This window comes from Klebsiella sp. 141161 (genome assembly GCF_050600815.1).
GTDB lineage: Bacteria > Pseudomonadota > Gammaproteobacteria > Enterobacterales > Enterobacteriaceae > Klebsiella > Klebsiella aerogenes.
Genome location: NZ_JAQIRN010000007.1, coordinates 81,186 through 101,754, shown reverse-complemented (window position 1 = coordinate 101,754; position 20,569 = coordinate 81,186). Strand labels below are relative to the sequence as shown.

Sequence of the window (20,569 nt, the reverse complement as noted above, 5' to 3'; positions counted from 1 at the left end):
AAAGATGTTAAGTATTAAAGATTTGCAAGTCGCCGTTGAAGACAAAGAGATCCTGCGCGGGCTGAACCTTGAGGTACGCCCCGGTGAAGTCCACGCGATCATGGGCCCTAACGGCTCAGGGAAAAGTACGCTCTCGGCGACGCTCGCCGGACGGGAGGATTACGAAGTCACCGGCGGCAGCGTCGAGTTTAAGGGAAAAGACCTGCTCGAACTCGCCCCGGAGGATCGCGCCGGGGAGGGCATTTTTATGGCTTTCCAGTATCCGGTGGAAATCCCCGGCGTCAGTAATCAGTTTTTCCTGCAAACCGCGCTCAACGCCGTACGCGGCTATCGCGGCCTGGAGGCGCTGGATCGTTTCGATTTCCAGGATTTAATGGAAGAGAAGATCAAACTGCTGAAGATGCCGGAAGATCTGCTGACCCGTTCGGTGAACGTCGGTTTCTCTGGCGGCGAGAAAAAACGCAACGATATTCTGCAAATGGCGGTGCTTGAGCCTGAGCTGTGTATTCTGGATGAATCGGATTCCGGACTGGATATTGATGCCCTGAAGATTGTTTCGGAGGGGGTTAACTCGCTGCGTGACGGTAAACGAGCCTTTATTATCGTCACCCACTATCAGCGTATCCTTGATTACATCAAACCGGATTATGTCCACGTGCTGTATCAGGGGCGAATCGTCAAGTCGGGCGATTTCACTCTGGTTAAACAACTGGAGGAGCAGGGCTATGGCTGGCTTAGCGAACAGCAGTAACGCGCTGCAGCAGTGGCATCATCTGTTTGAAGCTCACGGCGAAGAACGCACGCCGCAGGCCAATCAGCATCTGCAACAGCTGTTGCGTCTGGGGTTGCCGACGCGCAAACATGAAAACTGGAAATACACCCCGCTGGAGACGCTGCTAAGCGGCACATTTGTTGCGAGTCCGGCGACGCTCAACGTGGCGCAGCGCGACGCGCTGGCGCTCAATCTCGATGCCTGGCGGATGGTGTTTATCGACGGCCGCTTCAGCCCGGCGCTCAGCGACGATCTCGCCGCTAGCGGTTTTGACGTTAGCGTTGATAACCAGCGCCAGCATTTGCCGGATGCGGTACAGCCGGAAGTGTTTCTTCATCTCACGGAAAGCCTGGCGCAGACGGTGACCCGCATCGGCGTAAAGCGCAATCAGCGTCCGGAGAAACCGCTGTTGCTGATGCATATTACCAGCGGACTGGCAGGCGACGAGCTTAATACCGCTCACTATCGCCATCATCTGGCGTTGGAGAGCGGGGCGCAGGCGACCATCATCGAACACTATATTAGCCTTGACGAGCAGCGGCATTTCACCGGCGGACGCCTGACGATGTCTGTCGCCGACAACGCCCATCTGCAGCATATTAAGCTGGCGTTTGAAAATGGGCAAAGCTACCACTTTGCCCATAACGATCTGCTGCTTGGCCGCGATGCGTCGGCCTTCAGCAGCAGCTTCCTGCTGGGCGGCGCGGTGTTACGACACCATACCAGCACCCGTCTGGCTGGTGAAAACAGCAATCTGCGCATTAACTCGCTGGCGATGCCGGTGAAAAATGAGGTCTGCGACAGCCGTACCTGGCTCGATCATCGCGTTGGCTACTGCAACAGCCGTCAACTCCACAAAACCATCGTCAGCGATAAGGGGCGGGCGGTGTTTAATGGCCTGATTAACGTCGCTAAACACGCGCTGAAAACCGATGGTCAGATGACCAATAACAATCTGTTGTTGGGAAGGCTGGCGGAAGTCGATACCAAACCGCAGCTGGAAATTTACGCCGACGACGTCAAATGCAGCCACGGCGCCACCGTCGGACGTATTGATGACGAACAGCTGTTCTATCTGCGCTCGCGTGGTATCGATCAACAGGCGGCGCAGCAGATGATCCTTTACGCCTTCGCCGCCGAGCTTACTGAAGCCATTAGCGATGATGCGCTGAAACAACAGGTGCTGGCGCGTATTGGCAAGCGCCTGCCGGGAGGAGATGCATGACATTTTCAGTGGAACGCCTGCGCGCCGATTTCCCGGTGCTGAGCCGTGAGGTTAATGGTCAGCCGCTGGTCTATCTCGATAGCGCCGCCAGCGCGCAGAAACCGGAAGCGGTGATTAACGCAGAAGCCGAGTTTTACCGCCACGGTTACGCTGCCGTCCATCGTGGTATCCACACGCTGAGCGCCGAAGCGACGGCGCGGATGGAGCAGGTACGCCAGCAGGCGGCCGTTTTTCTTAATGCCCGTTCGCCGGAAGAGCTGGTATTCGTACGGGGTACCACCGAAGGCATCAACCTGGTAGCCAATAGCTGGGGCGGGGCTAACGTCGGGGCCGGCGATAATATTATCGTCAGCGAGATGGAACACCACGCCAATATCGTGCCGTGGCAGATGCTCTGCGCCCGCGTCGGCGCCGAGCTACGAGTGATCCCGCTCAACCAGGACGGAACCCTACAGCTCGATGTTATCCCTGGCCTGTTTGACGACCGCACCCGGCTGCTGGCGATAACCCAGGTGTCGAACGTGCTGGGGACGGAAAACCCGCTATTGGCGCTGATCCCGCTGGCGCATCAGCATGGCGCGAAGGTGCTGGTGGATGGCGCGCAGGCGGTGATGCATCACCCGGTGGATGTGCAGGCGCTGGATTGTGATTTTTACGTCTTCTCGGCGCATAAGCTGTACGGGCCGACCGGTATTGGCGTGCTATATGCCAAAGAAGCGTTGCTGCAGGAGATGCCGCCGTGGGAAGGGGGCGGGTCGATGATTGCTACCGTCAGCCTGAAGGAGGGCACCACCTGGGCGAAGGCGCCGTGGCGCTTTGAAGCCGGTACGCCGAATACCGGGGGAATTATCGGCCTCGGCGCCGCGCTGGACTATGTTAGCCAGATTGGGCTTGAGCAGATTGGCGAATATGAGCAGACATTAATGCGTTATGCCCTGCAGGAGCTGAAAAAGGTGCCGGATTTGACGCTTTACGGCCCGCAACATCGGTTGGGCGTCATCGCTTTTAATCTCGGGAAACATCATGCCTACGATGTCGGCAGTTTTCTTGATAACTACGGTATAGCGGTGCGCACCGGTCACCACTGCGCGATGCCGCTGATGGCGTTCTATCAGGTGCCGGCGATGTGCCGGGCGTCGCTGGCGATGTACAATACGATGGAAGAGGTGGATCGGCTGGTGGCCGGGCTGCAGCGGATCCACAAATTACTGGGTTAAAGGACGCGAATATGGCGGCATTACCAGACAAAGACAAATTGCTGCGCAACTTTTCTCGCTGCGCTAACTGGGAAGAGAAGTATCTCTACATCATTGAACTCGGCCAGCGCCTGGCGCCGCTCAGCGCGGAAGAACACATCGTGCAGAACATTATTCAGGGCTGCCAAAGCCAGGTGTGGATTGTGATGGAGCAGGAGCCATCCGGCGTGATTACCCTACGCGGCGATAGCGATGCGGCGATCGTCAAAGGGCTGATTGCGGTGGTATTTATCCTTTACGACCGCATGACCGCGCAGGATATTAGCGAATTCGATGTGCGCCCGTGGTTTGAAAAAATGGCGTTGACCCAGCATCTTACCCCCTCCCGCTCGCAGGGCCTTGAAGCGATGATCCGCGCAATTCGCGCGAAAGCCGCAAATCTTAGCTAGAATAAATAGGTAGATTTCATTCTGTTACGTGCGACGAAGGCGAACGCTTTCGTCGCCGCGCAGATCCTGGCGTTTTATCAGCGAAAGAAGGAATCTCAGTATGAAACGCGCGTCTCTCATCACGATGACCCTTCTCGCAGCTCTGAGCGCGCAGCACGGCGCCTGGGCTGTCGATTATCCACTTCCCCCTGCCAACAGCCGTTTGATTGGCCAAAACCAATACTGGACGGTACAGGAAGGGGATCGCAACCTGCAGGCTATCGCCCGCCACTTCGACACGGCGGCGATGCTGATTCTTGAAGCCAACGATACGATTGCGCCGGTGCAGCCGAAGCCGGGCACACGGGTCTTAATCCCATCGCAGATGCTGCTGCCGGATGTCCCGCGTGAAGGCATTGTCGTCAACCTGGCCGAGCTCCGGCTGTACTATTTCCCGCCGGGGCAAAATCAGGTGCAGGTTTATCCGCTCGGCATTGGCCAGTTAGGGCTGGAAACGCCGGAGATGACCACCCGCGTCGGGCAGAAAATCCCTAACCCGACCTGGACGCCGACTGCCGGTATTCGCGCGCGCTCGCTGGAGAAGGGTATTAAGCTGCCGCCGGTGATCCCCGCCGGGCCCAATAACCCATTAGGCCGCTACGCGCTGCGACTGGCCTACGGTAACGGCGAGTATCTGATCCACGGTACCAACGCGCCTGATAGCGTCGGGCTACGGGTGAGTTCCGGCTGTATGCGAATGAACGCTGACGACATTAAGGCGCTGTTCAGCCAGGTCCGCGCGGGCACGCCGGTACGGATTATCAATCAGCCGGTGAAGTTTGCGGTAGAACCCGATGGTAAACGCTATGTAGAGGTCCACAGGCCGCTTTCGCAAACTGAAGGGGAAAATACCCGGACAATCTCTTACACGCTTCCTGCCGCGTTTCAGGCCTTTTCTGACGATAAAGCGGTGGATGACCTGCAGCTGAAAAAAGCGCTGTCGCGAAGAGCGGGATATCCGGTGGTGGTTTCTGAAGGGGCGGGCAGCGCGACGACCGAGCTGTCAGCGCAGAATAGCCAGCAGAATGACACTAAACTGACGCAGTAGGGTAAAACAACAGGCAAAAAAATGGCGCACAATGTGCGCCATTTTTATTACCAGAACTCTTACTTACGGTAAGAGTGAGCCTGGTTGTCCAGACGCTGGTTAGCGCGAGCTGCGTCGTCTTTAGCAGCCTGAACGTCAGAACGCATTGCGTTCACGTCGTTGCTCAGCTGGTCAACTTTAGCGTTCAGAGTCTGAACGTCAGAAGACAGCTGATCGATTTTAGCATTGCTGGAGCAACCAGCCAGCAGAGTAGAACCCAGGATTACCGCGCCCAGTACCAGTTTAGTACGATTCATTATTAATACCCTCTAGATTGAGTTAATCTCCATGTAGCGTTACAAGTATTACACAAACTTTTTTGGGATGAGAATATTTTTTTTATCCGAATGCACTTATTTTTGATCGTTCGCTCAAAGAAGCATCGAATTCGTCGATTTGGTTTAAAAAGCGCTGTGAAAACAGAAGGCTTCCATCGGATTCATCTTAGATAATCTCTTATTAAATAGTAAAATCCGATTTGCATTTTTATTAAGAACAGCTAGGGAATGAATAAAAAAAAGCGCCCCAGAGGAGCGCTTTAAAAAAAGATAAAATAACCTGTAAATTATTACAGCACGTGCACGGAGGCTGTGTTGGTGGTGCCGCTTGGAACCAGCGCGCCAGAAACCATCACAACCACGTCGCCTTTACGCGCCAGGCCGCTCTGCAGCGCCAGCTCTTTACCCAAGTGGTAGAAATCATCAGTAGAGGCGATCTCTTTCACCAGCTGCGGTACCACGCCTTTGCTCAGGACTAACTGACGAGCGGTGGTTTCGTTGGTGGTCAACGCAAGGATAGTGGCGTCCGGGAAGTATTTACGCACGGCGCGTGCGGATTTACCGCCCTGGGTGGCGACGACGATCAGCGGCGCTTCCAGTTTCTCAGCGGTTTCAACTGCGCCGCGGCAAACCGCTTCGGTGATGCGCAGTTTACGGTTGTCGTTGTTGTAATCCAGACGGCTGGTCATCACGCGGTCGGTACGCTCGCAGATGGTCGCCATAATGGTAACGGCTTCCAGCGGGTATTTACCTTTCGCGGATTCGCCGGACAGCATTACGGCGTCGGTGCCGTCGAGGATGGCGTTAGCGACGTCGCCTGCTTCAGCGCGGGTCGGACGCGGGTTTTTGATCATGGAATCCAGCATCTGGGTCGCGGTAATAACGACTTTGCGCGCGCGGATACATTTTTCGATGATCATCTTCTGCGCGAAGATAACTTCTTCTACCGGGATTTCAACGCCCATATCGCCACGAGCAACCATGATGCCGTCAGACGCTTCGAGGATTTCGTCGAAGTTGTTCAGGCCTTCCTGGTTTTCGATTTTGGAGATGATCTGGATGTTTTCGCCGCCGTGCGCCTTCAGGTGCTCGCGGATTTCAACCACGTCAGAACGTTTACGGATAAAGGAAGCGGCTACGAAATCAACGCCTTGCTCACAACCGAAGATCAGGTCCTGCTTGTCTTTTTCAGCCAGCGCCGGCAGAGCGATAGAAACGCCCGGCAGGTTAACGCCTTTGTTCTCACCGAGGTCGCCGTTGTTCAGCACTTTACAGATAACTTTGTTACCTTCGATCGCGGTCACTTCCATACCGATCAGACCATCGTCGACCAGCACGGTGTTGCCGACGCTCAGGTCGGTGGTGAAGCCTTCGTAGGTCACCGCAACGATTTCATTGTTGCCGATTACGGATTTATCAGTGGTGAAGGTAAAGGTCTGGCCCGCTTTCAGGGAGACGTCGTTGCCGCCTTCCAGCTTGATGGTGCGGATTTCCGGCCCTTTGGTGTCCAGCAGGATTGCGGCTTTCTTACCGGTTTTGTTCATCACATTGCGCAGGTTCTGGATGCGCTGACCGTGTTCCGCATAGTCGCCGTGAGAGAAGTTCAGACGCATGACGTTCATGCCCGCGTCCAGCATTTTGGTCAACATCTCTTCGGATTCGGTTTTCGGACCGATGGTGCAAACAATTTTGGTCTTTTTCATGACAGTCTTAGTCTTTAAGTTGTGAAGGATATGGAAATCTCGCTCCGAGGGCGCACTGCCGCGGAGTCAAACCTGTGTTACGAAAGTTGCAATGCCACGCTCTAAGGATAGGTGACAACAAAAGAGCGTGCAGAAGAATGTGTGCTGGCGGTTCAGCCCATGAAAAGTGGCAATGTTTTGTACGTTTTTTTGTGCAGTCCAATGCGCTGAAACCATTCAAGAAAGAATCGAGGCGCATTATACGCTGCCGAAACGAAAAAGGAAAATAAAAACGGCGTTTCATTTTTAGTGTGATTAATGTAACAAAATTCACACGATTCGCTCGCGAAGCTGCAACACACTTTTGCCGCAGCGGATCAGATTAAACGGTGTTTTATCATATTTACAAACCTATTAAAGGCAGTAAAACGCTTCATTGAGTGGAAAAAAATAGCGCAGTTTGCTTTATTATAAAATCGTATCAATAATGAATTGATTGATAATGATAATTTACGAGTCTTGATAATGGGAAATAAAGCGAAAGACGACGAGCTCTATCAGGAAATGTGCCGCGTAGTGGGTAAGGTGGTATTGGAAATGCGCGATCTTGGCCAACAGCCAAAACATATTGTTATCGCCGGTGTCGTACGCACCGCGCTGGCAAATAACAAAATTGAACGTTCAGCGCTGACCCGCGAGGCGATGGAAAGGGTGATTCACGCGTTATCGGGGCACTAAACGTCGCGCCCCAACATAAGCCGCGCTTAAGAGATTACGAACCTGATCACCGCTTTTACCGCGATTTCGCAGTGGTGCGAGACCATCTCTTCGTCGTCGATTTCTGGCAGTGGATCGTCGAGATACAGGCTGCTGAAAGTATAAAAATTCGATACCTGATAGAAGCTAAAACTACTGATCAGCCTATGCACGTCGCGCGCTTGCAGACCAGCCTGGAAAATCCCCTGTTGCTGGCCGCGTTGCAGAATATCTTCGATAATCGACAGCGCGGTACGGTTAAGCGGCTTCAGCTCTTCTGAACCTTTCAACCACTTGCCGCGCTGCATGTTTTCCATGCAGATAACCCGCATGTAGTCGGCGTGAGTGGCGTGATAGCGCACGCTCCATTTCACCAATTGCACCAGCGCCTCAACCGGCGGCAGGTGCTCCAACCCCAGCTGTTGCTCCGTTTCACGGATCCGTGCATAGACATGTTGCAGTACCGCCTGGTACAGCTGCTCTTTGCTCTTGAAGTAGTAGACCACCATGCGTTTGGTGGTTTGCGCCTCGATGGCGATCTGCTCCATACGCGCGCCGGGAAGGCCATATTCGGCAAACACGGTAATGGCGGCGGCGAAGATGCGCTCCTTCAGGGATTGTGCTTCATCATGAGCAATGAGGGACATAACGACTCCTTTTTCTGTGGAGACAAAAAATACACATATTGATCACAATTCAGCAACCAAATCTGGCGCCTGTGAACCAAATGATACATAGTCAGTGCTCATGTCGATTGATGACCCGAGGACTCTTATGTTGCGTTCCATCGCTACCGTTTCGATATCCGGTACTTTAACCGAAAAGCTGCATGCTATTGCCGCGGCCGGTTATCAGGGCGTTGAAATCTTTGAAAACGATCTGCTCTATTATACGGGCACGCCGCGCGATATTCGCAACCTTGCCGCTGAATTAGGGCTAAAAATCACGCTTTTTCAGCCCTTTCGCGATTTCGAGGGCGCCAGCCGCGCGCAGTTTGCCGCTAACCTGCAGCGGGCTAAGCGGAAATTCGCTCTGATGCATGAATTAGGCTGCAATACCATGCTGCTCTGTAGCAATGTCCAGCCGGACTGTTCCGGCGATATCGAACTACAGGTCGCCGACCTGCGCATGCTGGCCGATCTTGCCGAGCAGGAAGGGATCGTCATTGGCTACGAAGCGCTGGCGTGGGGAACCCACGTTAACCGCTGGCGTCAGGCATGGGAACGGGTGCAGCGGGTGAACAGCCCGGCGATGGGCATCGTCCTTGATAGCTTCCATATTCTGTCGCTCGGGGATGATCTACAAGGACTTGCCGAGGTGCCGGTTGAGAAAATCACCTTCCTGCAGCTGGCTGACGCGCCGTTGATGAAGATGGATGTTCTCGAATGGAGCCGTCATTTCCGCTGCTTCCCGGGCCAGGGGCAACTGCCGCTGGTGGATTTCGCCCGTGAACTGACCCGCTGCGGCTATCGCGGACCCTGGTCGCTGGAGATATTCAATGACGGCTTTCGCGCCTCACCCAACGGCGCCACGGCAAAAGATGGCTACCGGTCGTTGTTGTGGCTCGAGGAGCAGACCCATCGGCAGCTTGCCGATTGCGATGCGGCGTTATTTTCACCACCTGCGCTACCGCGCTATGACGGTCTGGAATTTATTGAGTTCGCCGCCAGTCCGGCGGAGTCTATCGCGCTTGGCCAGCGCCTGACGCAGTTGGGTTTTAAGCTCCAGGGCAAGCATCGGTCTAAGCAGGTTGCGCTCTGGCGCAATGGTGAGGCGCGGGTGATTGTTAACGCGCAGCCGCACAGCTGGGCCGACCATTTTCATCAGCGCCACGGCATCTCGTTGTGCGCAATGGCGCTGCGGGTGAGCCACAGCGCGCCGGTTGTGGAGCGCGCCCGCGCCTACGGTTATGCCACCTGGCAGGGGGATGCCGGGCCTAATGAGAGTTCGATCCCGGCGGTTTGCGCCCCGGATGGCAGCCTGATCTACCTGGTTGAAACCGGTGACGACATCTACGCCCGCGATTTTCATTTACAGGCAGCAGCGCCGCGCGACGATTACAGCGGTATTGACCATCTGGCGTTAGGCATGGAGGCCGACAGCCGCGACAACTGGATTATCTTTTTCCGTACGGTTTTCGGCTTCAGTCTCGAACATGAACAGACGCTGCCCGATCCATACGGCCTGGTACGCAGCCTGGCGGTTCATAGTCCGCAGGGCGATATCCGTCTGGCGCTGAATATTTCACAAAGTCGAGCCACGCAGATTGCGCGGTCGGTCGCCTGTTATCAGGGCGCCGGGCTACAGCACGCCGCTTTCGCCTGTCGCGATTTACCCGCAACGCTCGAAAGTCTGCCGCAGGCCGCGCTGAGCGCGCTGCCGATCCCGGCGAATTACTATGAGGATCTGCTGGCGCGCTTCGGGGGAGAGCCGCAGGTAGAGACGCTGCAACGCCTGCAAATCCTCTATGACCGTGACGCCCACGGCGGCGAATTCCTGCATCTCTATACCCGGCCATTCGCGGCGGGGCGCTTCTTCTTCGAATTAACCGAACGGCGCGACGGTTACGCCCAGTACGGCGCGGTGAATGCCGCTGTCCGCCTTTCGGCCATGCAGTACAGCTAAACGTAGCAAATGGTTCACAACACGACATCGCAAACACAATAACAACATTCATCTGTACTCAAGACAGGACACGACTATGAACTCTTATAGCCATAACCAGGCGACGGCGGCGGATACCGCGACCACCGTGCCTCGCTCCCGGCGGCGTATCGGGATCCTGGCGCTGCTGGCCGTCGGCACGATGATTAACTATCTCGACCGCACGGTGCTTGGCATCGCCGCGCCGAGACTGACCGCCGAGCTCGGCATTGATGCCGCCATTATGGGAATTGTTTTTTCGGCCTTTGCCTGGACCTACGCGCTGGCGCAAATTCCCGGCGGTATTTTCCTCGATCGTTTCGGCAATAAAGTGACCTATTTCCTCTCGCTGGCGCTGTGGTCGCTGTTCACCTTATTTCACGGTATGGCGATTGGCTTGAAAACGCTGTTGCTGTGTCGCTTCGGACTTGGCGTCAGTGAAGCGCCCTGTTTTCCGGTCAACAGCAGGGTAGTGAGTACCTGGTTTCCACAGCAGGAGCGCGCGAAGGCCACGGCGGTCTACACCGTCGGTGAATATCTCGGGCTGGCCTGTTTCTCGCCGCTGCTGTTCTGGATTATGGGCAGCTTCGGCTGGCGTGCGCTGTTTATCAGCGTCGGGGTTGTTGGCATCCTGTTCGCGCTGGTCTGGTGGCGTTGCTACCGCGAACCCCATCAGGACAGCCGCCTGAGCGACAGTGAACGCGAACATATTCTTCGCGGCGGCGGGCTGGCTAGCGCGCAGCGGCAAAAAATCGCTTTTAGCTGGCCGCTGGTGCGCCAACTGTTGGCAAAACGACAGGTGATTGGCGCCAGCGTGGGTCAATTCGCTGGTAATACCGTGCTGGTCTTCTTTCTGACCTGGTTTCCAACCTACCTGGCGACCGAGCGCCACATGGCATGGTTGAAAGTGGGCTTCTTCGCCATCCTGCCGTTCCTCGCCGCGGCGGGAGGCGTGCTGTTTGGCGGCTGGCTCTCCGACAAGCTATTGAAAGCCACCGGTTCGGCCAATCTGGCGCGTAAGTTGCCTATCGTCGTCGGGCTGATGATGGCCAGCAGCATTATTTCCGCCAACTGGCTGCCGAGCGACCTGGCGGTGATCCTGATGATGTCTTTTGCCTTTTTCGGTCAGGGTATGGTTGGCCTTGGCTGGACGCTAATCTCCGATATCGCGCCGCAGGGGATGGGCGGGATAACCGCCGGCATCTTTAATTTCTGCACCAATCTGGCGGGGATCCTCACGCCGCTGATTATCGGTTTTATCGTTGCCGCTTCCGGTAGTTTTTTCTACGCGCTGGTCTATATCGGCGGCGCGGCGCTGCTTGGCGTAGTGGCCTATCTGTTTATTCTTGGCGATGTCAAACGCATCGAACTTTCGCAGTAACAACAGGAGTAGGGCATGATCATTAGTGGTCATACGCGGCTGATAGCGCATCTTGGTTATCCGACCGCCAGTTTTAAAGCGCCGATGATTTATAACCCATGGCTGGCCCATTGCGAGGCAGACGTCAAAGTGGTGCCGATGGGGGTGAAGCCGGAGGATTACGCGGCGCTGGTGCCAGCGCTGTTTTCCATGACGAATATCGTCGGCGCGCTGGTCACCATGCCGCATAAAATGGCTACCTGCGGGCTGGTAGACCAGCTGAGCCCGACGGCGGCAATCGCTGGCGCCTGTAATGCCATCCGTCGCGAAGTCGATGGCAGCCTGCGCGGCGATATGTTCGATGGCGAAGGTTTTGTTCTGGGGATTAAGCGCAAGGGCTTTCAACCACAAGGGGCGAGAGCGCTGGTGATCGGCTGCGGCGGCGTCGGCTCGGCGATTGCCGCATCGCTGGCGGCCGCAGGGGTTAGTACCTTGACGCTGTTCGATACCTCTTTATCCGCCGCCGAGGCGCTGGCGCAGCGGCTGCATCAGCACTATCCACGTCTGGAGCTCGTCCTGATGCAGCGCGATCCCATCGCGCAGGATCTGGTGGTCAACGCTACGCCGCTGGGTATGAAAGCGGATGATCCGCTACCGCTGGACGTTTCGCGCCTGTCACCGCGCACCTGGGTTGGCGAGGTGGTGATGAGCGTTGAATACACTCCGCTACTGCGGGCGGCGCAGACGTTGGGATGCCCGATTCAGCGCGGTACCGATATGCTATTCGAGATGATCCCGGCCTATCTCGAGTTCTTCCAGCTCCCGGTGGCGACGCCGGAACAACTGCGCGAACGGGCCGAAATTCGCTACTGAATCAGCAAAAAAGGCGTTACCCTAGCGTTATGTTTTTGTCTTTATAGCGGTTCGTGTGATGACCCCTTCATTGACGCTGCTGGCGGCGGGGAGCCTGAAAAGCGCTTTCCTCCCGCTGCTGGCGCGATTTCAGCAGATTAGCGGCATTCCTGTCGAGGCGCAGTTCGGCCCGGCCGGTCTGCTGCGCGAACGCATTGAAGGCGGTGAACGCTGCTCGCTGTTCGCCAGTGCGAATACCGAACACCCTCAGGCGCTGCTGCAGGCCGGGCTTGCGAAAAATTGCTGTTCGTTTGCCGCCAACCGGCTGATGCTGACGGCGCGCCGCGCGCCTGACACCGATCGCGCTGACTGGCTGACGTTGCTTCGCGACGGGCGACTGCGGCTGGCGACCTCCACGCCGGGCTGCGATCCCTCCGGTGATTACACATGGCAGCTTTTCGCTCGCCTTGAGGCCAGCTTTCCGGGGCTCGGACGGGCGTTGATGGCCCGGGCGCAGCAGCTGGTCGGCGGCCGGGCGTCGCTGACTGTGCCGTCGGGCATTACCGCTGGGGCGTGGCTGATTGGCGAAGGCTTTGCCGATCTGTTTATCGGTTACGCCCACTATGCGGTTCAGATGACGGAGAGCGCACAGTTTCGCACGTTACTCATTCCCGAGCCGTGGAATATACGCTGCGAATATCAACTGGCGGAAATTGAGGAAAGCGCCGCCGCGCGGCAGCTACGGCGCTTTATCACCGCGGAAGAAGGGCAGAACTTTCTGCGCGCGGCAGGTTTTTTGGCCGTTAACGATGGATAGTAAACTGCGGCGCCAGTAACGGCACCGCGCTACCGGGATGATGGATTTTGTGGACCGGCAGGCCGTAGGCGCGGCGCAGGTTTGTCTCGCTGAGCACTGCGAATGACTCTCCCGCCAGCCATTCGCCGCCGGGCAACAGCAGCAGGGTATGGCTGGCGACCTGCAGGGCGTGAGTCGGATCATGGGTGGTGAACATCACCGTGCGTTTCTGCCGATGAGCAAGGTCGCTAATCAGCTGTAACACAATCTGTTGATTGGCCAGATCCAGCGCTGAGCAAGGTTCATCTAACAGGATGTTCTGGCTGGCGCTGACCAGCGCGCGGGCTATGAGCGCCAACTGCTGCTGACCGCCGGACAGGGCGCGAAAAAGCTGATTGGCCAGCGCGGCGATCCCCAACTGCGCCAGCGCCTGTTGAACCTCCCGTTCATCTTCCGGCCCCGGCTGCGCGAACAGATCGACGTGGCGGGCGCGCCCCATCAGCACCACATCGCGCACTTGCCAGCCAAACGCCGGACGAAACGACTGCGGCACGATGGCGACGCCGCCTTCCACGCTAAATTTCCCGCCGAGCGGCGGCAGAACGCCGGTCAGGGTATCCAGTAGCGTGCTTTTACCGCGACCGTTGGCGCCCAGAATTGCCCAGATTTGCCCGTGACGGCACTGCATTGATAGTGGGGCGAAGAGCGGCTGACGATGACCATAGCGCAGGGCGTCCAGTGATAAGGAAATGTTCATTGGGCCACTCCGCGGCGTTGAGACTGAATCAGTAAAAGGGTAAACAGCGGCGCGCCGAGCAGGGCGGTAATAATGCCAATTGGAATCTCCGCCTGGGTTAAGGTGCGCGCCAGGTCGTCCACCACCACCATAAACGCGCCGCCGAGCCAGAATGCCGTTGGCAGCAGGCGGCGGTGATCGGCGCCGACCAGCAGTCGCGCCAGATGCGGAATCACCAGCCCGACCCAGGCGATGCTGCCGCTGACCGCGACCTGGGCGGCGACCAGCACCGCGCAGCAAACCAACACTCCGCGGCGCAATGTGGTCACCGAAACGCCAAGACCGCGCGCATCTTTATCCTCCAGCGCCAGCAGGTTGATACGCCAGCGCAACTTTAGCAGGATAACGGCGGCGACGGCGACCGGCAGCGCCATGGACAGTACTTTATGCCAGTTAGCGGTGGCAAAGCTGCCGAGCAGCCAGAAAACGATATTCGGCAGGGTTTCTTCCGTATCGGCAAGGTACTGCATCAGGCTGACCAGCGCGGCAAAGAAACCGCTGAGGATAATGCCGGAAAGGATCAGCGCCAGCGTGTTTTCACGCCCTTGCAGCCTGGCAATCAGATAAACCAACATCAGCGCGGCGAGGCCGAAGAAGAAGGTGCAACCCATCATCGATATGATGTCAAAACCTAGCAGGATCGCCAGCGTGCCGCCGAAGGCGGAGCCGGAGGTCACACCGATGATATGCGGGTCGACCAGCGGGTTGTGGAATACGCCCTGTAAAGTCGCGCCGCATAGCCCCAGCGAGCCGCCGGCCAGCAGCGCCATCGCTACCCTGGGAAGTCTGACTGACCAGACTATCTGCCCGGCGATGCCGCTATCGGGCGCGCCATGCGTAAGCTCATGAAAGACCTCATTCAGGCTGAGGGGGTACTGCCCCAGGCATAGCGAAGCGATAGCGATAAATAACGTTGCCGCCGCCAGCCCGCCGTGCAGCAGGGCCCAGTGAAGGTTACTGCGCATTCGGCGTCCATTTCACGCGGTAGAAGCGTTGATAGTAATCCTGCGCTTTGGCATCGACATCGACGTTCCGGTAGCGGGAAGGATAGAGCTTTTTCGCCATCCACAGTTCGCCTATCGCCAATGCCTCTGGCATTGGATAGCCCCAGGCCTTGGCGTATTCCGGCATCAGCCATACGCGGTGGTTTTTCACCGCGTCTATCGTCTGCCATTGCGGGTCGTTTTCAATCTGTTTGACCACCTGCGGATAGCGGTCCTGGACGAAGATCACCTCAGGGTTCCACTGCAGAACCTGTTCCAGCGAGACCTGACGGGCACCCTTAACCGTCGCGGCCGCAACGTTCAGCGCCCCGGCATGCTTCATCATCAGACCGGTATATTTGCCGGAGCCGTAGGTGTTGAGATCCGGGTTGGCCATGTACACGCGCACCCGCTGATTCTCAGGGATACCGGCGACCGGGGCGTTAGCTTCTGCCCGCGCCGCGAAGGTGTAATCAATCAGCGCTTCGGCCTGGCTTTGGCGTTCGACGACTTCGCCAATCAGGCGGATCCCTTGTTTGAGCCCATTGTTATAGGCCTGCTCTTCATTGGCCATCGTCGGATTCATTTTGCTTTTCTCTCCCGCCGCGTCCTGGCGCAAAGAGATGGCGATAACCGGAATACCGGCATTTTGGATCTGCTGGATCATCGCCTGCGGCGCGTAATTAGCGACGAACACCACCTGCGGATGCAGCGCCAGCAGGCTTTCGATATTGACCTGCGTTAAATCACCCGGCGTTGGCAGATTTTCAATAGCGGGCATAAAGCGGACAAACTGCGGCCCGAGCTGTTTTTTCCAGCTGCTTAACACGCCAACGATATCGTCGCCGGCATTCAACTGGACCAGCAGATTAAGCGTCTGGTGCTGCAGGACGACCGCGCGGCTGATGTGATCCGGAAGCGTAACCTGGCGGCCCAGCTGGTCGGTCACGGTGCGGTCGGCAAAGGCCTGGCTGGTGAACAGGCTGGCGCTACACAGCGCCAGGCCTAAAAGTAAACGGTGTGGTGACATGGATTAACCCGGTTGGATAAGAATAATCGATATATACTAAATTATATAGCGATGCCAAAAACAAAGCATCAACATCTTGCGTAGCGAGCGGCCTTGGCCTACGGTAAATCCACCACCAATCCATTCATGCGACGTTATGTCTTATCCATCCCGCTTGTTAAGTGATATTCCCGGTATTCGTTACGCTTTTCTTGATGTGCACGAAACCGCCGCCTTTCCGTACAGCGAAATGGCCCCGGTTAAGCTGGTGCACGGCAATGTTGTTCATCATTATCAGGGGCCGCAGGCAGAGCGGCCGCATGCCGATGCTGTATTTACGGCGCTGCGTGAGCAAAAGGTCGGCGTCGTCACCGCCGACTGTTTACCGCTGTTAATGGCTTCGCGGGATGGGCGCTATGTTTGCAGCGTGCATGCCGGCTGGCGCGGAGCGGCGAGCGGCATTATTGAAAACAGCCTGGCGCTGTTTCACCAGCATCAGGTGGCGACAGAAGAGATTGTGGTGGTCTGCGGGCCGCATATTCACGCCTGCTGCTATGAGGTTTCGGCCGATTTTTATCAAACGCTGTTGACCATGCCGGCGGGCAAGCTGGCAAAACGGTACAGCGACGAGCTCTTTCATCAGCGCCTCGCCCCACCAGGAAACGGGCAAGCGCAGGCGACCGGTAGCGATAATCGGTGGTTCGATCTCCGCGCGCTGGCGCAACGGGTGCTGCAACAGGCCGGGGTGGCGGCGGAAAATACCGAATGGCTGGGAAGCTGTACCTACTGTACGCCGCAGGCGCTCGGCTCCTACCGTCGGCGTACCCATTTTCCGGCGGCCAAAACCTTCCAGTATTCATGGATTATGCGTGAATGAGATAAAATGATGTTTGCTGATGTGTAACATCGGCGCACGCTTGCTATCTCTACGGTCCTTCAAACAAGGAGGATCGTAAAATGAAAGCTAACTCAGTTGTACTGGCCCTGACGCCGCTGCTGGCCGCCAGCGCTTTTTCCGCCCATGCAGGACCGCAAGCCCAGGCGGTATGCGGCTACAGTCACACCCTTGGCGACGACGCGATTATGATGTTCGGCATGCCCAACCAGGCGATGTGGCATGATTTCTTCGGCAATAGCCACACCGACGCGGTCTCAACCTATCAAACCCTGCGCGCACAGCCGGAAACCACCTGTGATAACAAGGCCGACAGTTCTGCATACTGGGCGCCGTCAATGAAGTTGCCGGATGGACAAATTGTCACTCCGGCTTATCAGAAAACCTATTATCAGGCGACCAAAGTCGAACAGTATCCGCTGCATCCTTTCCCGTCGGGGTTAGAGCTGCTGGCTGGCGACCACCACGGCTCCGCGCCGAGCTCGCGGATAACCTTCCTATGCGCCAACGGTAAAGGCTATAGCAACAAAGCCGGTGAGGTTTGCGGCCTGCGTAAAGCGGGCGATGCCGTACAGTTTAATATCGGTATTCAGTTCCCCAACTGCTGGGATGGCGTCAACCTCAAACCGAGCCACGACCACAGCAACGCCGCCTATGATGTTAACGGCGCCTGCCCGGCCGACTATCCGGTAAAAATCCCGACGGTAAATATGAATATCGCCTACGTGCTGCCGCAGATTACGTCTCTGGACACGGCGAAAATTGAGCTGTCGATGGACCCGGTAATGAAGGGCGATAAACGTGAAGAGAAGTGGGGCAGCATCTATACCGCCCATGCGGATTTCATGAACGGCTGGACGGTAGAGGGCGCGCACTTCATGACCGAACACTGTATGAATGACGGTATGGATTGTGGGACTAACGTGCCTTATAGCTTCTCGCTGGCGGAAGAAAACGCGGTGGTCGAGAGCGCGCAGCCGAATGTTAACTTTGGGACGCCTGAAGCGCTGCAGATTTCCGATAACTGGAAGAACGGCGGCCGCACCCGCAACCCGGAAACCCTGACCCTGGTGAAGTTTAAAATCCCGGCGCTGCCGAAAGATCAGGATGCGTCGCTGTTTAAGTATCGTCTGCGTCTGTACGGCGGCAAGGTTGAAACCAACGGCGCGGATCAGATTTTCTTCTATCCGGCCAGCAATAGCTGGAGTGCGTCAAGCGTGACCTGGAAGCATCGCCCGACCTGCAGCTACAATTCAGATGCTCAACTGTATCTCAATTCATCTCGTGAGTATCGGATGGTGGATATCGATAAAGCGGTGCGTAAGGCGCTGGCGGAAGGGAAAACCGAAATCTCCTGGTACATCGGCGGCGACCGTCAGGGCAACCACTATCAGTTTGACGCCGCAGCGGCGCAGAAGCAGCCGATCCTGATGCTGGTTGGTTTTAAAACCACCCCGGAAATTTAATTCGCAATAAAGGTAAGCTATTCCCGGTGGCCGTGTCGCCACCGGTTTTTTGACTTACAACACCTTAAAGCCGTGGGTACCATCACGCGCTAACTGTTCCACCAGACCAAACTCCCAGTCGAGATAAGCCTGCATCGCCTCAGCGGAGTTATCGGTTCCTTCATAAGGCCGTCGATAGCGATCGCTGCGCGCTGTTGCCAGATGCGTCTCGCCCTGTTCCAGCGCCAGCCCGGCATCAATCCACGCCAGCGTCCCGCCGCTTAACAGTTGCACCGGCTTACCGGTCAATGCCGCGACTTCAGGCACGGCGTAGCGGGCCAGCAGGCTGCTGCCGCATGTGACAACGTAACGTTTCGCGGGAGGGATGAGCTCAAGCGCCTGACGTAGCTGTGAACGCACCAGCCACCAGGCACCGGGGATATGCCGTGCGACATAGTTCGCGCTGGTGGTGAAATCCAGTACCACGGTGCCGGGTTCGCGCAATTTTTCCGCTAACTGCGCTGGGGTTATCTCCTCAGCCTGCGGCGCCGGCGGTACGCTGACGGGCGGAACGCCGCGTTCGCTCAATTGCTCAACGCGGACATCGCGTAAAACCGCCACTTCCCAGCCCATCTGCGCCAGCCAGGACGCCGCGATCGGCGCGCGGATCTCATCATCGGCGACCAGCACAATCCGCGCTCCGCGTACGCTGGCGTAATGATCGGTTTCCTGCACCAGCTGGCCGCCAGGGGCATTCACGCTGTGCGGCAGATGGCCTGCGGCATACTCCTCGGGGCTGCGAACATCAAAGAGATAGGTGGTGCGGCTCGGCTGCTGTTGCCAGCGGGCTAAAGTCGGGGCATCAATGAAGGCCACGCCAGCGCGCTCGGCCAACTGCGTCACCGCAGCCACGCGCTGCGCTGAGGCGTGGAAATCGCCGTCGTAGCGCCGCTGTTGGCCGTGCTCGAGTTCCAGTCCGGCTAAGGTCCAGCCGATGGTACCGTTGCGCAGTGCGTATACCGGATTGGCTAAGCCGGCATTGCGTAGCGATTGGGTACCGACAATGCTGCGGGTACGGCCGGCGCAGTTAACGATCACTGTCGTTTGCGCCGACGGCAGCAGGCCTTCGATGCGTAACGCCAGCTCCCCGCCGGGCACGCTGATGCTGCCGGGAATATTCATCGTTTGATATTCATCGAAACGACGCGCGTCGACCACCACGACCGGCTGTGGCCCCTCGATCAGCGCCTTCACTTCCTCAGCGCTCAACGACGGCGTCTGGCGCTCGCTCTCTACCAGCTCGCCGAACGCTTTGCTCGGTGAGTTAACGTCCTGAAAGAGCTCGCCGCCGCTACGCTGCCAGCCCGTCAGTCCGCCTGCCAGTAGCGCGACATCCTGATAGCCCCAGCGTTGCAGCCGTTCAAGGGCCTGCTCCGCGAGACCTTCGCCGTTATCGTAGAGGGTAATCGGCGTCGTCAGGCGCGGCACGCGGCGAAAAATCTCCAGCTCCAGCTTGCTGAGCGGCAAATTAGCGGCAAACAGCGGATGGTTAGTGGCAAATGCGGCCTCTTCGCGAACATCGATGAGCGCCACTTCCGCGCCATCGATTAGCGCCTGGCGCACCTCGGCTGGCTGGCGGTAATTGTAGTCAGGCATATTCATTATCCTTTGAGAGATCCCAGATATTGGGCAAGTGGCGGTTGGAGTAACCGGAGACGAAAGGTTTGGCGATCCCATCCGCGGTATAAACAGCACGCCGGACGCCGCCGATGTTAGCGCCGTAGACGTGAATACTGATTGAGACGTGGTCCGCGAGCGCATTACTCACCCGATGAATATCGCCATCGCGGGAAGAGACTTTTTCCACCTTGCCGGGTGAAAGCCGTTCAGCAGGACCAGTGGCGATCGGTAAACCGCGTTCGTCGAGTCGGTAGCGCTGGTTCTCCTCCGCGCCGCGCAACATACCGATGGCTCCCCAGACCCGATGGTCGTGGATCGGCGTCGATTGCCCCGGCCCCCAGACGAAGCTGACAATCGAAAAACGTTGGCCGGAATCGGCATGCAGCAAATACTGCTGATAGTGGTGGGGATGCGGTAGGGTGTACTCTTCCGGTAACCAGTCATCTTTTTGCACAAGCGAAGCCAGGCGCACGGCGACGGCGTCGAGCAGGGGGGCCTCATCGGTAAACTGGCGATGCAGGGCATCAAGGTCTTGAATGAACTGGCGTAATTTTTCCACTCGCGGTGCGGTCATGGTGGTTTCCTGTTGTCGGGACTGGTCATTACGCTAGCAAAGGCGTTAATAT

21 protein-coding genes and 1 pseudogene are annotated in these 20,569 nt (G+C 57.2%); 13 read left to right on the top strand and 9 right to left on the bottom strand.

Features of this window, described 5'->3' with window-relative positions; genetic code table 11:
* Positions 1 to 4 precede the first annotated feature (4 nt).
* The 5 genes from sufC (at position 5) to ldtE (ending at position 4,729) form a co-directional block, all read left to right on the top strand.
* The gene (sufC, locus tag PGR79_RS18215; protein WP_047050190.1) at positions 5 to 751 is read left to right on the top strand and encodes a Fe-S cluster assembly ATPase SufC; all 747 of its coding nucleotides are present in this window, start codon (positions 5 to 7) and stop codon (positions 749 to 751) included.
* The gene (sufD, locus tag PGR79_RS18210; RefSeq protein WP_113374144.1) at positions 726 to 1,997 is read left to right on the top strand and encodes a Fe-S cluster assembly protein SufD; all 1,272 of its coding nucleotides are present in this window, start codon (positions 726 to 728) and stop codon (positions 1,995 to 1,997) included. Before sufC ends, sufD begins: the two co-directional genes overlap by 26 nt.
* Complete coding sequence (sufS, locus tag PGR79_RS18205; protein WP_348854577.1) at positions 1,994 to 3,214, top strand: cysteine desulfurase SufS; 1,221 nt, start codon at positions 1,994 to 1,996, stop codon at positions 3,212 to 3,214. The genes sufD and sufS overlap by 4 nt, the downstream gene beginning before the upstream one ends.
* 11 nt (positions 3,215 to 3,225) lie before the next feature.
* Entirely contained in the window at positions 3,226 to 3,642 is a 417-nt protein-coding gene (gene sufE, locus PGR79_RS18200; protein ID WP_411325708.1) for a cysteine desulfuration protein SufE, read from the top strand.
* 100 nt (positions 3,643 to 3,742) lie between these two features.
* Entirely contained in the window at positions 3,743 to 4,729 is a 987-nt protein-coding gene (gene ldtE / locus PGR79_RS18195) for a L,D-transpeptidase LdtE (RefSeq protein ID WP_087857911.1), read from the top strand.
* Between the two features lie 59 nt (positions 4,730 to 4,788).
* Here the strand turns inward: ldtE and PGR79_RS18190 are convergent, their stop codons facing one another.
* The 3 genes and pseudogenes from PGR79_RS18190 to PGR79_RS18180 form a co-directional block, all read right to left on the bottom strand.
* Complete coding sequence (locus PGR79_RS18190) at positions 4,789 to 5,025, bottom strand: major outer membrane lipoprotein (protein WP_002908860.1); 237 nt, start codon at positions 5,023 to 5,025, stop codon at positions 4,789 to 4,791.
* Between the two features lie 311 nt (positions 5,026 to 5,336).
* On the bottom strand, positions 5,337 to 6,749 hold the full coding sequence (pykF, locus tag PGR79_RS18185) for a pyruvate kinase PykF (protein ID WP_047056319.1): 1,413 nt from the start codon (positions 6,747 to 6,749) through the stop codon (positions 5,337 to 5,339).
* Between the two features lie 7 nt (positions 6,750 to 6,756).
* A pseudogene (locus PGR79_RS18180) lies at positions 6,757 to 6,891 on the bottom strand (hypothetical protein); the annotation flags it as partial.
* Here PGR79_RS18180 and PGR79_RS18175 point away from each other — a divergent pair.
* Both PGR79_RS18175 and fumD read left to right on the top strand, forming a co-directional pair.
* Positions 6,887 to 7,018 (top strand): hypothetical protein, encoded by a 132-nt coding sequence (locus PGR79_RS18175; RefSeq protein ID WP_161799851.1) that lies wholly within the window; start codon positions 6,887 to 6,889, stop codon positions 7,016 to 7,018. The pseudogene PGR79_RS18180 and the gene PGR79_RS18175 sit on opposite strands and share 5 nt — an antisense overlap.
* Positions 7,019 to 7,253: 235 nt before the next feature.
* On the top strand, positions 7,254 to 7,466 hold the full coding sequence (fumD, locus tag PGR79_RS18170) for a fumarate hydratase FumD (RefSeq protein WP_087857910.1): 213 nt from the start codon (positions 7,254 to 7,256) through the stop codon (positions 7,464 to 7,466).
* 26 nt (positions 7,467 to 7,492) lie between these two features.
* On the opposite strand, the gene PGR79_RS18165 is transcribed toward fumD, so the two are convergent.
* Positions 7,493 to 8,131: a TetR family transcriptional regulator gene (locus PGR79_RS18165; protein WP_087857909.1), complete on the bottom strand. Its 639-nt coding sequence runs from the start codon at positions 8,129 to 8,131 to the stop codon at positions 7,493 to 7,495.
* A 127-nt stretch (positions 8,132 to 8,258) separates the two neighbouring features.
* Between PGR79_RS18165 and PGR79_RS18160 the strand changes: the two genes are divergently transcribed.
* The 4 genes from PGR79_RS18160 (at position 8,259) to PGR79_RS18145 (ending at position 13,156) form a co-directional block, all read left to right on the top strand.
* Complete coding sequence (locus PGR79_RS18160; RefSeq protein WP_430922231.1) at positions 8,259 to 10,109, top strand: bifunctional sugar phosphate isomerase/epimerase/4-hydroxyphenylpyruvate dioxygenase family protein; 1,851 nt, start codon at positions 8,259 to 8,261, stop codon at positions 10,107 to 10,109.
* 76 nt (positions 10,110 to 10,185) lie between these two features.
* Positions 10,186 to 11,508 (top strand): MFS transporter, encoded by a 1,323-nt coding sequence (locus tag PGR79_RS18155; protein ID WP_430922229.1) that lies wholly within the window; start codon positions 10,186 to 10,188, stop codon positions 11,506 to 11,508.
* Positions 11,509 to 11,523: 15 nt separating this feature from the next.
* Positions 11,524 to 12,360, top strand: coding sequence for a shikimate dehydrogenase family protein (locus tag PGR79_RS18150; RefSeq protein ID WP_430922227.1), 837 nt, complete (start codon positions 11,524 to 11,526; stop codon positions 12,358 to 12,360).
* Positions 12,361 to 12,418: 58 nt separating this feature from the next.
* The gene (locus PGR79_RS18145) at positions 12,419 to 13,156 is read left to right on the top strand and encodes a substrate-binding domain-containing protein (RefSeq protein ID WP_430922225.1); all 738 of its coding nucleotides are present in this window, start codon (positions 12,419 to 12,421) and stop codon (positions 13,154 to 13,156) included.
* Here PGR79_RS18145 and PGR79_RS18140 read toward each other — a convergent pair.
* Genes PGR79_RS18140 through PGR79_RS18130 form a run of 3 tightly spaced genes read right to left on the bottom strand, consistent with a single transcriptional unit; the run spans position 13,143 to position 15,944 of the window.
* Positions 13,143 to 13,892 (bottom strand): ABC transporter ATP-binding protein, encoded by a 750-nt coding sequence (locus PGR79_RS18140; protein ID WP_316424591.1) that lies wholly within the window; start codon positions 13,890 to 13,892, stop codon positions 13,143 to 13,145. The genes PGR79_RS18145 and PGR79_RS18140 overlap by 14 nt on opposite strands.
* Entirely contained in the window at positions 13,889 to 14,896 is a 1,008-nt protein-coding gene (locus PGR79_RS18135) for a FecCD family ABC transporter permease (protein ID WP_430922223.1), read from the bottom strand. The genes PGR79_RS18140 and PGR79_RS18135 overlap by 4 nt, the downstream gene beginning before the upstream one ends.
* On the bottom strand, positions 14,886 to 15,944 hold the full coding sequence (locus PGR79_RS18130) for an ABC transporter substrate-binding protein (protein WP_430922221.1): 1,059 nt from the start codon (positions 15,942 to 15,944) through the stop codon (positions 14,886 to 14,888). Before PGR79_RS18130 ends, PGR79_RS18135 begins: the two co-directional genes overlap by 11 nt.
* Before the next feature lie 136 nt (positions 15,945 to 16,080).
* Between PGR79_RS18130 and PGR79_RS18125 the strand changes: the two genes are divergently transcribed.
* Both PGR79_RS18125 and PGR79_RS18120 read left to right on the top strand, forming a co-directional pair.
* Positions 16,081 to 16,800 (top strand): polyphenol oxidase family protein, encoded by a 720-nt coding sequence (locus tag PGR79_RS18125; RefSeq protein ID WP_430922219.1) that lies wholly within the window; start codon positions 16,081 to 16,083, stop codon positions 16,798 to 16,800.
* An 80-nt stretch (positions 16,801 to 16,880) separates the two neighbouring features.
* Positions 16,881 to 18,284, top strand: a complete 1,404-nt coding sequence (locus PGR79_RS18120) for a DUF7594 domain-containing protein (protein WP_430922217.1) — start codon at positions 16,881 to 16,883, stop codon at positions 18,282 to 18,284.
* A 54-nt stretch (positions 18,285 to 18,338) separates the two neighbouring features.
* Here the strand turns inward: PGR79_RS18120 and PGR79_RS18115 are convergent, their stop codons facing one another.
* Together PGR79_RS18115 and PGR79_RS18110 are read right to left on the bottom strand one after the other, a co-directional pair.
* Positions 18,339 to 19,919 (bottom strand): rhodanese homology domain-containing protein, encoded by a 1,581-nt coding sequence (locus tag PGR79_RS18115; protein ID WP_430922215.1) that lies wholly within the window; start codon positions 19,917 to 19,919, stop codon positions 18,339 to 18,341.
* Positions 19,912 to 20,517: a cysteine dioxygenase gene (locus PGR79_RS18110; protein ID WP_113374131.1), complete on the bottom strand. Its 606-nt coding sequence runs from the start codon at positions 20,515 to 20,517 to the stop codon at positions 19,912 to 19,914. Before PGR79_RS18110 ends, PGR79_RS18115 begins: the two co-directional genes overlap by 8 nt.
* Positions 20,518 to 20,569 lie beyond the last annotated feature (52 nt).